We start from the raw sequence: 11,659 nt of genomic DNA, 5'->3' as shown, positions 1-11,659 counted from the left end.
CGCCAGGTCCGCGGGCGGGATTCTCTGAATCGTACGCTCCGGAGTGGCTTTGTTGCGGCGTGTGCTCGCAGCGGGTCAGTCTTTGCCGCGACGCTCGGCCCAGACGGCGATCTGGATGCGGGAGGCGAAGCCGAGCTTGGCCAGGATGTGCTCGACGTGCGAGTCCGCGGTCCGCTTGGCGATGCCGAGCCGCTCGGCGATCTCCCGGTTCGGCAGCCCCTCCGCCACCAGCCCGGCGACCTCGGCCTCGCGCCTGGTCAGCGTGCTCTGCGCGCCGTCCCCGCGGGCGTCGCGGTCCGCGCCGTCCGCGCCGTCCGGGCCCGCGACCGGCCCGGTGCCGCGGGCCAGCGCGATGACCCGCTCGACCGGGAGGTCCCGGCCGCGCGCCCTGACCTCCTCGTACCGCTCGGGGGCCAGGCCCTGGCGGCATCCCTTCTCGACGCCCTCCCGGATGGCCAGGTACCGGGGGCCGAGCTGGATCGGGGCGCCCAGGGTCTCCCACAGCGCCCCGGCGGCCCCGACCAGCAGGCCGGCCCGGTCGAAGTCGCCGCGCGACATCGCGCACGCGCTGAGCAGGTCGACGCTGATCGTGATGCCGAACAGGTCGCCGAACGCCTCCTTGACGCTCAGCGCGTCGAGCGCGTCGCGGTGCGCCCGCTCGATGTCGCCGCGCATCCAGTGAGCGCCGCCCCGGACGTACAGGGTGAACGACAGGCTCCACTGGTCGCCGCGCTCCCGGGACAGCGCCAGCCCCTCCTCGGCGGACGCCAGCGCGCGGTCGATGTCGCCCGCGAACAGGTGGGCGGACGCGAGCAGCATGTGGTTGCCCATCGCGTACGGGTCGCGGTAGCCGATCCCGTTGAAGATCGCGCGGGCCCGCTCGTGGAGGGCGATGGCCTCCCGCAGGTCGTCGGCGTACAGGGCGAGCCGGGCGCGGGTCTCCAGGACGTGGGCTTCGAGCTCGGGATCCCCGGCGGCGAGGTGCTGCGCCTCGTCCAGGAGCGGCCGGGCCGTGGCGAGGTCGCCCTGGAGGACGGCGAACAGGGCGTCGGCGTGGCACGGCCAGCCGCGTTCGGCCATGGGGGGCGGGCAGGCGGCGAGCGCCCGGTCGTACCAGTGCCTGGCCTCGCCGAACAGGCCGAGCGCCAGCCAGTAGGTTTGCAGGCCGGCCAGGAGCCGCAGCGCGTCCGGTTCCGACCCCGGCGTGGACAGGGCGTGGTCGAGGGCGACCCGCAGGTTGGCGTTCTCGGCCCGCAGCCGCCGCAGCTCCGGGATCTGCCGGGCGCCCGCCGCCGCCGTCATCGCCCGCCGCGCCAGCGCGAAGTAGTGGTCGCGGTGGCGCAGCCGCAGGGCGTCGCGCTCGCCCAGGCCGTCGAGGTGCTCGGCGCCGTAGTCGCGGATCGTGTCGAGCATCCGGTAGCGGCGCCCGCCGTCCTCGCACAGGACGATCGACTTCTCGACGAGCCGGCCGAGCACGTCGAACAGGTCGGCGGCGGGCAGGTCGCCGCCGGCGCAGACGTGCTCGGCGGCCTTGAGGTCGAAGTCGCCGGGGAACACCGACAGCCGCGCCCACAGCGCCCGCTCGGCGGGGGTGCACAGCTCGTGGCTCCAGCCCACGGCGGCGCGCAGCGTCTGGTGCCGGTCGCGTCCCGCCCGGCTGGTGCCGAGGAGCCGGAACCGGTCGCCGAGCCGCGCGTCGATCTGCTCCACCGACATCACCCGCAGCCGCACCGCGGCCAGCTCGATCGCCAGCGGCAGGCCCTCCAGCCTGCTGCACAGCCGGGCCACCGCCTCCCTGTTGTCCGATGTCAGCGCGAAGCCGGGGACCATGGCCTCGGCGCGGTCGGCGAACAGCCGGACCGATTCGCAGTCGGCGTCGGTCCCGCCGCGCTCCTCGCCCGCGCGTCCGGCGCCCGGCCGTCCGGCGGTGGTGCGCTGGACGGTGTCGAGCGGCGGGACGAGCAGGGTGTGCTCGCCGGTGACGTCGAGCGGCTCCCGGCTGGTCGCCAGCACGCACAGCCGCGGCGCCGCGTGCAGCAGCTCCCCGACCAGCGGCGCGCAGGCGTCCACCAGGTGCTCGCACGTGTCGAGCACCAGCAGCAGGTGCCGGTCGGTGAGCCGTCCGGCCAGCAGGTCCAGCGGATCGCCGGCGGTCTGGTCCGGCAGCCGCAGCGCCGCGGCGACGGTGCGGGCGAGCAGCTCGGGCTTGCGCAGCGCCGACAGCTCGACGAACAGCGCCCCGTCGGCGAAGGTGTCGCGCATCCGGGTGGCGGCGCGCAGCGCGAGCCGGGTCTTGCCGACCCCGCCGACGCCGACCAGCGTCACCAGCCGCGAGCGGCCGAGTGCCTCCTCGATCACCATCAGCTCGCGCCGCCGGCCGACGAACCGGCTCACCTCGGCGGGGAGCGCGGCCGGCCGGGGACGCGCCGCACGGTCGGACATGGGCCGCCCTGGGAAGATCTTTATTTGGACGCCCGCAGCCTAACCCCGCGCGGCCCGGCGGCAGGGCCGATCACGATCAACTTTCGCGCGGCTGTCAGGTTCCGGTCACCGGTCCGGTCCGGTGGGTGCCGGGAGGAGGCTCGGACGGGGTTCGGATGCGGTTCTGGACGCGGTTCCGGGCGGTCCGGATCAGGTGCCGGCGAGGGCCGCCACGACCGGGGTGAACGCCTCCAGGTCCGTCTCGTGGTGCAGCACGTAGTAGGACAGCCCGAGCTCGTCCCGCCAGCCGCGCAGCCGGTCGGCGATCTCGCCGGGCCCGCCGGTGAGGACCTGCGGGGTGTCGGCCTGCGCGGCCGGGTCGGCGGCGCTCCACGCGGCGGTCGCGCCGCCCGGCCCGAGCCGCAGGATCGAGGTGCCGAGCTCGAGGGAGCCGAACCGGTCGCCGGCCGCGTCCCGGACGATGCCGACCTTGCGGCGGAACGCGCCGGGGCCGCCGTCGGCGGTGTCGGGGCCCGACCCGTCCGCCCGCACCCGCATGGTCAGGTTGACGATGTCGGCCTCGCGCGCGGCCAGCCGCAGCATCCGCGCGCCGCCCGCGCCCAGCATCAGCGGCGGCCCTGGGCGCTGGACGGGGAGGGGGAGCTGCTCCAGGCCGTCGAGGCGGTAGTGCTCGCCCGCGTGGGTGACCGGACCGCCCCGCCACAGGCTCTTGACGACCTCGATCGCCTCGGCGAGCCGGTCGATCCGCGCGCCCGGCGGGTCGAGGCGCAGGCCGGCGGCGTCGTAGTCGGCGGCCATCCAGCCGGTGCCGAGGCCGAACTCCAGCCGCCCGTCCGACAGCACGTCCACGGTCGCGGCCTCCTTGGCGAGGACGGCCGGGTGCCGGTAGTCGTTGGCCAGGACCAGCGTGCCGATCTTCAGCCGGGAGGTGGCGCAGGCCGCCGCGGTCATCGCCGCGACCGGCGCGAAGCGCGGGCCGGTCAGGTGGTCGGGGACGAGCAGCGCGCCGAAGCCGGAGTCCTCCAGGCGGCGCGCCCGCTCGGCCCACTCCCGGGCCGAGCCCGCCATCCGGATCACCGCGGCGAAGCGGAACGGTCGCATGCGGGGCAGTGTATACCAAGCGCTTGCTCGTCAACCGCCCCGGCGTTACCGTCACGGCCATGGGTGATTCGGCGCTCGGCCCGCCTGACAGGGCCCCCGTACGCGACGTGACCGACGACGAGATCGACCGCTTCCGCGCGCGGGGCTGGGCCAGGCTGCCGGGGCTGGTCGGCGCGGGCTACGTCGCCGACCTGAGGGACCGCGCCCTGGACCGGCTCGGAGAACGGCGCGAGCGGTTCCGGAACGGCTTCGTCGACGAGGCGTTCGGTCAGGACCGCGACATCGCCCGGCACGACGAGGCGTTCGCCGCGCTCGCGCTGTCGCCGCCGCTGGCCCGCAACGTCCGCCGCCTGCTCACCGGCGTCGACGCCGTCCGGCTCCAGGTCACCAACCTGCTGGTCAAGGAGCCCGCCGCCGCCGGCGGGCACGGCGCCACGGTGTTCCACCAGGACTTCCCGTGGATGCCGATGGACCGATCGTCGATGCTGACCGTCTGGCTGGCCCTGGGCGACGTCCCCGCCGACATGGGCGGGCTCCGCTTCTACGAGGGCTCGCACCGGTACGGGCCGCTCGGCCGCAGCTTCGTCCGGGAGGACGACGACGCGCTCAGCCAGCATCCGTGGCTGGAGACCCTGGAGCTCTCCGCGCCGTTCGACCTGGCCGCGGGCGACGCGACCGTCCACCACAGCCTGGTGGTGCACGGCGCCCCGGCCAACCGCCGCGACCTGCCGAGGCTGTCGTTCACCGCGACCTACTTCGACGCCGCCGCCCTCTACACCGGCGCCCCGTACGGCCAGACCGACGGCCTCGGGCTCACCGTGAACGAACCGTTCGAGCACCCGCGCTTCCCGGTGGTGGCGTCGTGATCGAGACCGTCGGCGGGCCGGTGGAGGGGCCCGGCGTCACGCTGATGCACGAGCACGTCTTCGGCCTCAGCCCGGAGATCCTGTGGAACTGGCCCGACATCCCCGAGGGCTGGGACCTGGAGCGGCGCGCGGCCGAGGCGGCCGGCAAGCTGAACGCGCTCAAGGCCGCCGGGGTCGACACGATCGTCGACCTCACCGTCATCGGCCTCGGCCGCTACGTCCCCGCCGTCCAGCGCGTCGCCGAGCTCACCGATCTCGCCATCGTCGCCTCCACCGGGCTCTACACCTACGACGCGCTGCCCGCCTACTTCGGCAACCGCGGCCCCGGCAGCCTGTTCGGCGGGCCCGACCGGCTCGCCGAGTTCTTCGTCCGCGACATCACCGAGGGCATCGGCCGCACCGGCGTCAAGGCGGGCATGCTCAAATGCGCCACCGGCCGCCAGGGCATCACCCCCGGCGTCGAGCGGGTGATCTGCGCGGTCGCCCGCGCGCACCGCGAGACCGGCGTGCCGATCACCACGCACAGCGAGTCGTCCACCCGCAACGGCCTGGACCAGCAGCGCCTCCTCGCGCGCGAGGGCGTCGACCTCTCCCACGTCGTCATCGGCCACGCGGGCGACTCCACCGACCTGGCCTACCTGGAGGAGCTGATCGCCAACGGGTCCTACCTCGGGATGGACCGGTTCGGCATCGAGTTCACCTCCTTCGAGGACCGCGTCGCCACCGTCGCCGCGCTGTGCGAGCGCGGCCACGCCGACCGCATGGTGCTGTCGCACGACTCGTACTGCTTCAACGACCGCTTCGACCCCGCCGTGGTCGGGGAGCGGCACCCGAACTACCACCTGCTGCACATCTCCCGGGACGTCCTGCCCGCGCTGCGCGCCGCCGGCGTCACCCAGGACCAGATCGACCGGATGCTGATCGGCAACCCCGGCCGCATCCTCACCGGAGGCCGCACGTGACCACCCCAGAGACCGCGACGGACTTCGACGTCACCTCCGACTGGCACGTGGCGAACCCCTACCCGTTCCTGCGCCGCCTCCGGCACGGGGCACCGGTCTTCTGGAGCGACCACCTCGGCATGCGCGTGCTGACCCGCCACGACGACGTCCGCGCCGCCTACCGCGACCACGCCACGTTCTCCAGCATCGGGTCGCTCACGATCTCCCGCACCCTCACCCCCGAGGTCAAGGACACCCTCGGCGAGCACCGCTCGTTCCTGGACGACTTCGCGGCCAACGTCGACCCGCCCAAGCACACCAGGATGCGCCGCGCGATCTCCCGCGCGTTCACCCCGCGCGCGGTCGCCGGCCTCGGCGACCGGTTCCGCGGCCACATGGACGCCGTCCTGGACGGCGTGCTCCCGGCCGGCCGCGCCGACTTCGTCGCCGAGATCGCCCACCTGCCCTCGGCCCGCCTCGCCGCCGCCTTCATCGGCGTCCCGCCCGAGGACGAGGAGCGCGTCAAGCACTGGGTGCTGGCGTGGTTCCAGCTCTTCCTGTCGCCGCAGCCGCCGGACCGCCAGCGCGAGCTGGCCCAGGACTTCCTGAAGTACCTCGACTACGTCGACCGCCTGGTCACCGAGCGGCGCGCCGCGCCCCGCGGCGACTTCGTCTCCCTGATGGCCGAGCTGATCGGCACCGGCCCGGACGGGCTGTCGCACCGCGAGGTCGTCGAGACCATCAGCGCCCTCCTGCTCGGCGGCAACGACACCGTCCCGAACGGGCTGTCCAACGCCGTCCACCGCCTGCTCCGCGAGCCCGGCGGCTGGGAGGAGATCGTCGCCGATCCCGCCCTCGTCCCCGGGATGATCGAGGAGACCCTCCGCATCGACGGCGCCAGCCTGGGCAGCTTCCGCACCACCACCGCCGACGTCGCCCTGCACGGAGTCACCATCCCCGCCGGCGTCCAGGTCCTCCTACACGCCGATTCCGCCGGGCACGACGAGACGGTCTTCCCCGATCCCGAGCGCTTCGACGTCCGCCGCCCGAACGCCCGCGACCACATGGTCTTCGGCTACGGCGTCCACCACTGCGTCGGCGCCGCCCTCAGCCGGCTCAAGCTGGAGATCGCCTTCGAGCGCCTCACCGCCCGCCTCCCCGCCCTCCGCCTGGTCCCCGGCACCGAGACCACCTACCGCAAGAGCCTCGTGGGCCGCGGCCTCACCACCCTCCCGGTCGAATGGCCCACCCCCTAACGTCGAATTCCTGCCGCTGAGCGAGGCGTCGTGAGGGCTACTGGGGCGGGCCGTCGGCGAGGACGACGGGGGTCGTGCGGCGCAGGCCGTCCCGGCCGGTCCAGCCGACCCGGACGGTGTCGCCCGGGTGGCGGGCCAGGAGCAGTTCGGTGAGGCGGGCGGGGGAGTCGACGGGCTGATCGTCCAGCGAGACGATGGTCGTGCCGACGCGCAGGCCCGCCGGCTCGGCGGGGGTGCCGGGCAGGAGGCCCGAGACGGACGCGCCGTTCGTGCGGGCGCCGGACGGGGCCACGGCGGTGCGGACCTCGACGCCGAGCATCGCGGTGCGGCCGATGTGGACGGTCGCGGACGCCTCGCCGCGCTGGATCTGGCGGGCGATCGCGAGGGCCCGCGCCGCCGGGATGGCGTAGCCGCGGTGGGGGGAGCTCTGCGGGTCGCCCCGCCGCTTCACCTGGACGCCGGCCGACGCGGCGGTGTTCATGCCGATGACCTGGCCGGAGGTGTTGAGCAGCGGGCCGCCGGAGTCGCCGGGCCTGATCGCGGCGTCGGTCTCGATGAGGCCGGTGAGCCGCTCGGAGCTGCCGTTGACCTCGTCGGTGGCGACGATCGACTGGCCGAGGGAGGTCACTTTGCCCGTGACGGCCGCCGGGGTGCCGCCCTTGCCGCCCGCGTTGCCGACGCCGGTGACGATGTCGCCGATGACCGGCTCGGGGGCGCCGAACCGGGCGGTCTTGAGGCGGGCCGCGCCCTCCAGCCTGATCAGCGCGACGTCGCCGGACCGGTCGTAGCCGAGCACCCGCGCGGGATAGGCGCGCCTGTTGTCGGTGTCGGTGCCGCGCAGGGTCGTCGCGCCCTGGATGACATGGTTGTTGGTCAGGACCAGCCCGGTGGGGTCGATCACGATGCCGGTGCCCGCGGCCAGCGTGCTGCGGTAGCTCTGCTCGGCCTCGAGGTTGACCACGCCCGGCCTGCGCCCGCTCGGTTTCTGCGGACGGGTCGGCGCCGCGCTCTCCGGGGCCGCCTGCCGCACCTCGTCCGGCTCCCCCTCCAGCAGCGGCGGCACGAGCAGGAGGCCGAGCGCCACGGCGAGGCAGGTCAGGATCGCCAAGCCGAAGGCCGGGCCGGAACGGCGCCCTTCCTCGGGGAATCGGTCCACGCTCGTTCCTCCTCCGCCCTACCCTGGCGGTGCCCGGAATAAGGCGCTACTACACCATGAACGCTTCTTTGAAGCCATACGCTCTGGTGCGGCGGGGGCGATCAAGCGGGGCCGAAGTAGCGTCCCGGGTTCTCGACCAGCATCTGGTCGAGCTGCCCGTCGGTGACGCCCCGCTCGCGCAGGGCGGGCAGGACGTCCTCGCTGATGTGCCGGTAGTTCCAGTGCGGCGCCATGGCGGCCAGCGTGGCCGGATCGGGCCCGAACCAGTCGATGTGGCAGCTCGCGTCGTGGCTGAGCACCATCCGGTCGGCGTAGCCGCGCTCGCAGAGCGCGGCTACGGTGCCGACCCGGTCGGCGGTCGGGTTGAGCACGTCGAGGCCGAACCGGTCCATGCCGAGGATCGCGCCGGTGTCGGCGAGCCCCATCAGGTAGTCGAGGTCGTTGCTGTCGCCGGCGTGCCCGATCACGACCCGGGACAGGTCGGCGCCCTCGGCCGCGAGCACGTCCAGGACGGGCCGCCCGGTCTGCGTGGACGCCTCGGTGTGCACGGTGATCGGCGCGCCGGTCGCGCGGTGCGCGGCGGCGACCGCCCGCAGGATCCGCTCGACCCCCGGGACGAGGCCGGGCGCGTCCACGGCGCACTTGAGGAGGGCGGCCTTGACGCCGGTGTCGGCGATGCCCTCGGTGAGGTCGCGGACGAAGTCGTCGACCATCGGCTCCGGGCCGCCCAGCAGGGTGCCGGGGCCGCGGTGCAGGAACTGGAGCGGCACGTCGTGGTAGGTGTAGATGCCGGTCGCGACGATGATGTTGAGCTCGGGGACCAGCTCGGCGATCCGCGCGATCCGCGGGATGTAGCGGCCGAGTCCCCACACCGTCGGGTCGACGATGGTGGAGATGCCCCGGCCGGCGAGGTCGCGGAGCTGGCGGACGGCGTCGGCGACCCGCTCGTCCTCGTCCCACCAGGCGCCGGCCCCGTAGTTGTCGACGTTCTCGGGGCTGAGGACGAACACGTGCTCGTGCATGAACGTCCGCCCGAGGGCGCTGACGTCGACGGGGCCGCGAACGGTCTCCACTGTGGTCATCGGAACTCCTCCGCACATACCGGCTGGTCGGTCTCTGGCAAGCTTGATCCCGGGACGCGGGCGTCAAGGGGGAAGGGACGGGGAATGACCGACGTCGAGGGGGCCGGGCGGCGGGTCCGGCAGAGCCCGGTCGAGCGGCGCATCCTGGACGCGGCGGTGCGGCTGTTCGCCGAGCGCGGCTTCGACGGCACCTCGGTGCAGGGCGTGGTGGAGGCGGCGCGGGTCACCAAGGGCGCGCTGTACCACTACTTCGGCTCCAAGGACGATCTCCTCTACGAGATCTACCGTCCGCTGATCGCCCGGCGGCTCGCCGACCTCGACCGCGTCCTCGCCGAGGGACTGCCGCCGGCCGAGACCGTGCGGGCGGTGCTGGCCGGGCTGATCCTCACCACCGCCGGGCACATCGACGAGGCCAAGGTGTTCACCCGCGAGATGCACCGCCTCGACCAGCGGCGGATGCACGCCGTCCGGGCCGACTGGCGCCGCTACCACGTGCTGTTCCGCGGCCTGATCGAGGACGGGCAGGCGCGCGGGGTGTTCTCCGCGGCGGCCACCGCCGAGACCGCCACGATCGTCGCGCTCGGCATGGTCGACCAGATGCCCCGCTGGTACCGGGCGGACGGCCGGGCGACCGCCGAGGCCCTCGCCGCCGAGGTCTCGGAGTTCGTCCTGGCGGCCCTGAAGCCGTAGCACGCGGGCCGCTCAGCGGCGGGTCTGCACGGACAGGGCGGCGTCGCGGACCATCGCGCGGCCCCGCTCGGCCTCGGCCGGGGTGCAGAACGCGGCCGGCCGGCCGTCCGACTGCCGCCCGGGGCCGGACGCCGCGGGGGCCATCCCGATTCTGATGATCACCATCAGACCGTACGGTCCGTCAGTTCGCGGGCACAACCCTCTGCCGCGCGGCGAACGCGGTGATGGCCGTGGCGAGCACCGCGAACACGGCGATGGTCAGCGCCATCGGCAGCGCCGTGCCCGATCCGCCGATCCCGGCCAGCGGGCCCACCGCGCCGCCCAGCGCGAACTGGGTCAGGCCGAGCAGCGCCGACGCGCTGCCGGCCACCCGGGGCGGGCGTCCCGACAGGGCGAGCGCCGTCGCGTTCGGCATCACCAGGCCCTGCCCGGCCACGACGAGGAACAGCGCGGGCAGCACCCCGGGCGCCCCGGCCCCGGCGAGCACCGCGACCAGCAGCCCGACGCCGCCGGCGGTGACGATCGCGAGCCCGGCGCCGAGCAGCCGGCGCAGCGGGACCCGGCCCGCCAGCCGCCCGCTGACCTGCCCGGCGGCCACGATCCCGATCGAGTTGACGCCGAACACCAGGCTGAACTCCTGCGGCGACAGGCCGTACAGGTCCTGGAGCACGAACGGCGACCCGGAGACGTAGGTGAACAGCGCGGCGAACGACAGCCCGAGGGCCCCCGCGTAGCCGACGAAGGCCCGGTCGGCGAGCAGCGCGCGGAACGTCGCCGCCGTCGCGCGGGCCCCGCCGGTCTCGCGCCGTTCGGGCGGCAGCGTCTCGCGCAGCCCGAGCAGCGCGGCGAGCAGCAGCGCCACGCCGATGCCGGACAGCACGGCGAAGACCCCCGGCCACGGCATGAGGCGCAGGAGCTGCCCGCCGAACACCGGCGCGAGGATCGGTGCCAGCCCGTTCACCAGCATCAGGGTGGAGAAGAACTTGGCCGCCGCGACCCCGTCGTACAGGTCCCGGACGATGGCGCGGGCGATCACGATCCCGGCGGCGCCCGCGGCGCCCTGCACCAGCCGCAGCGCGATGAGCGCCTCCACGGTGGGCGCCGCGACGCACAGCAGCGACACCGCGCAGTAGGCGGCCAGCCCGATCAGCAGCGGTCGGCGGCGGCCGAACGCGTCGCTCAGCGGGCCCGCGACGGCCTGCCCGACGGCGAGGCCGATCACGCAGGCGGTCAGCGTGAGCTGGGCCTGCACCGCGCCGGTCGACAGGTCGGTGGTGAGCGAGGGCAGCGCCGGCAGGTACATGTCGATCGACAGGGGCGCGATGGCGGTCAGCGAGCCCAGGATGAGGATCATCCAGAGCCGCCGGCCGGGCACGGCGCCCGGTGCGGGATCGGGAGGCGGGGCCGGCTGGGGCATGGGGGGTCTCCGTACGTGGCGAAGCGCACCGCCGCGAGGGGGCCGTGCGGCGGTGCGCTGCTCGTCTCCGGGCGGGCCGGACGGACAGCTCAGATGGTGGTGACGACCTGGTCGTAGTCCAGGCGGGGGTTGCGCGGGAGCCAGGCGTCCGGGCCGGGCCTGCCGATGTTCACCACGGCCACGACGTCCTGGCCGCCGTCCGGCAGGAACTCCTTCTTGATCCCTTCGGCGTCGAACCCGGACATCGGCCCGGCGGCCAGCCCGGCGGCGCGGATCCCGACGATGAGGTAGCCGAGCTGGATGGAGGCGTTGAAGCGGGCCATCGCGGCGCGGCCGGGGTTGGCGGCCATCTGCTCGCGGGCGTCCGGCTTGTGCGGGAAGACCGTCGGCAGGTGCTCGTGGAAGCCGGAGTCGGCGGTGACGACGAGCACCAGCGGGGCGGTCGCGGTCTTGGCCCGGTTGCCCTCGTTCATCAGCGGGACGAGCCGTTCGCGCGCCTCGGGGCTGCGCACCGCGAGCAGCCGCAGCGGCTGGGTGTTCATCGCGGTCGGGCCCCACTTGACCAGCTCGTGGATCGCGCGGACCTGCGCGTCGGAGACCGGCTCGTCGGTGAAGGCGTTGGCGGTGCGCGCCTCGCGGAACAGCAGGTCCTGGGTCGCCGGGTCCAGCGCGAGCACGTCCTCGGGTGCCGTCGCGGTCATCTCGTCG

General features: G+C 74.5%; 11 protein-coding genes. 4 read left to right on the top strand and 7 right to left on the bottom strand.

The window, feature by feature from the left end; genetic code table 11:
* Positions 1-75 precede the first annotated feature (75 nt).
* Positions 76-2,442 (bottom strand): LuxR C-terminal-related transcriptional regulator, encoded by a 2,367-nt coding sequence (locus QP090_RS20865; protein WP_285940794.1) that lies wholly within the window; start codon positions 2,440-2,442, stop codon positions 76-78.
* Positions 2,443-2,631: 189 nt separating this feature from the next.
* Positions 2,632-3,543 (bottom strand): TIGR03621 family F420-dependent LLM class oxidoreductase, encoded by a 912-nt coding sequence (locus tag QP090_RS20860; RefSeq protein WP_285940793.1) that lies wholly within the window; start codon positions 3,541-3,543, stop codon positions 2,632-2,634.
* Between the two features lie 59 nt (positions 3,544-3,602).
* Between QP090_RS20860 and QP090_RS20855 the strand changes: the two genes are divergently transcribed.
* Genes QP090_RS20855 through QP090_RS20845 form a run of 3 tightly spaced genes read left to right on the top strand, consistent with a single transcriptional unit; the run spans position 3,603 to position 6,606 of the window.
* Positions 3,603-4,409, top strand: coding sequence for a phytanoyl-CoA dioxygenase family protein (locus tag QP090_RS20855; protein WP_285940792.1), 807 nt, complete (start codon positions 3,603-3,605; stop codon positions 4,407-4,409).
* Positions 4,406-5,371 carry a phosphotriesterase family protein gene (locus QP090_RS20850; protein ID WP_349666502.1) on the top strand — a complete coding sequence of 322 codons (966 nt, stop codon included), beginning with the start codon at positions 4,406-4,408 and terminating at the stop codon, positions 5,369-5,371. Before QP090_RS20855 ends, QP090_RS20850 begins: the two co-directional genes overlap by 4 nt.
* Positions 5,368-6,606: a cytochrome P450 gene (locus QP090_RS20845; RefSeq protein ID WP_285940791.1), complete on the top strand. Its 1,239-nt coding sequence runs from the start codon at positions 5,368-5,370 to the stop codon at positions 6,604-6,606. Before QP090_RS20850 ends, QP090_RS20845 begins: the two co-directional genes overlap by 4 nt.
* 37 nt (positions 6,607-6,643) lie before the next feature.
* Here the strand turns inward: QP090_RS20845 and QP090_RS20840 are convergent, their stop codons facing one another.
* Positions 6,644-7,762: a S1C family serine protease gene (locus QP090_RS20840; protein WP_285940790.1), complete on the bottom strand. Its 1,119-nt coding sequence runs from the start codon at positions 7,760-7,762 to the stop codon at positions 6,644-6,646.
* Positions 7,763-7,863: 101 nt separating this feature from the next.
* Complete coding sequence (locus tag QP090_RS20835) at positions 7,864-8,844, bottom strand: phosphotriesterase family protein (protein ID WP_285940789.1); 981 nt, start codon at positions 8,842-8,844, stop codon at positions 7,864-7,866.
* An 84-nt stretch (positions 8,845-8,928) separates the two neighbouring features.
* Here QP090_RS20835 and QP090_RS20830 point away from each other — a divergent pair, with 84 nt between their 5' ends.
* Complete coding sequence (locus QP090_RS20830) at positions 8,929-9,534, top strand: TetR/AcrR family transcriptional regulator (RefSeq protein ID WP_285940788.1); 606 nt, start codon at positions 8,929-8,931, stop codon at positions 9,532-9,534.
* Between the two features lie 12 nt (positions 9,535-9,546).
* Here the strand turns inward: QP090_RS20830 and QP090_RS20825 are convergent, their stop codons facing one another.
* The 3 genes from QP090_RS20825 to QP090_RS20815 all read right to left on the bottom strand — a co-directional run bounded on the left by QP090_RS20825 (position 9,547) and on the right by QP090_RS20815 (position 11,652).
* On the bottom strand, positions 9,547-9,699 hold the full coding sequence (locus tag QP090_RS20825) for a hypothetical protein (protein ID WP_285940787.1): 153 nt from the start codon (positions 9,697-9,699) through the stop codon (positions 9,547-9,549).
* Between the two features lie 16 nt (positions 9,700-9,715).
* On the bottom strand, positions 9,716-10,951 hold the full coding sequence (locus tag QP090_RS20820; protein WP_285940786.1) for a multidrug effflux MFS transporter: 1,236 nt from the start codon (positions 10,949-10,951) through the stop codon (positions 9,716-9,718).
* A gap of 89 nt (positions 10,952-11,040) precedes the next feature.
* The gene (locus QP090_RS20815) at positions 11,041-11,652 is read right to left on the bottom strand and encodes a malonic semialdehyde reductase (RefSeq protein WP_285940785.1); all 612 of its coding nucleotides are present in this window, start codon (positions 11,650-11,652) and stop codon (positions 11,041-11,043) included.
* Positions 11,653-11,659 lie beyond the last annotated feature (7 nt).

The sequence above is a fragment of the Actinomadura xylanilytica genome, assembly GCF_030283145.1.
Lineage (GTDB): Bacteria > Actinomycetota > Actinomycetes > Streptosporangiales > Streptosporangiaceae > Spirillospora > Spirillospora xylanilytica.
This window is presented reverse-complemented; position numbering and strand designations above follow the sequence as displayed.

Bases quoted from the DNA above. Each gene is read 5' to 3' on its own strand.
- QP090_RS20860 (WP_285940793.1), bottom strand. From the start codon at position 3,543: ATGCGACCGTTCCGCTTCGCCGCGGTGATCCGGATGGCGGGCTCGGCC.
- QP090_RS20825 (WP_285940787.1), bottom strand. From the start codon at position 9,699: ATGGTGATCATCAGAATCGGGATGGCCCCCGCGGCGTCCGGCCCCGGG.
- QP090_RS20855 (WP_285940792.1), top strand. From the start codon at position 3,603: ATGGGTGATTCGGCGCTCGGCCCGCCTGACAGGGCCCCCGTACGCGAC.
- QP090_RS20865 (WP_285940794.1), bottom strand. From the start codon at position 2,442: ATGTCCGACCGTGCGGCGCGTCCCCGGCCGGCCGCGCTCCCCGCCGAG.
- QP090_RS20830 (WP_285940788.1), top strand. From the start codon at position 8,929: ATGACCGACGTCGAGGGGGCCGGGCGGCGGGTCCGGCAGAGCCCGGTC.
- QP090_RS20835 (WP_285940789.1), bottom strand. From the start codon at position 8,844: ATGACCACAGTGGAGACCGTTCGCGGCCCCGTCGACGTCAGCGCCCTC.
- QP090_RS20820 (WP_285940786.1), bottom strand. From the start codon at position 10,951: ATGCCCCAGCCGGCCCCGCCTCCCGATCCCGCACCGGGCGCCGTGCCC.
- QP090_RS20815 (WP_285940785.1), bottom strand. From the start codon at position 11,652: ATGACCGCGACGGCACCCGAGGACGTGCTCGCGCTGGACCCGGCGACC.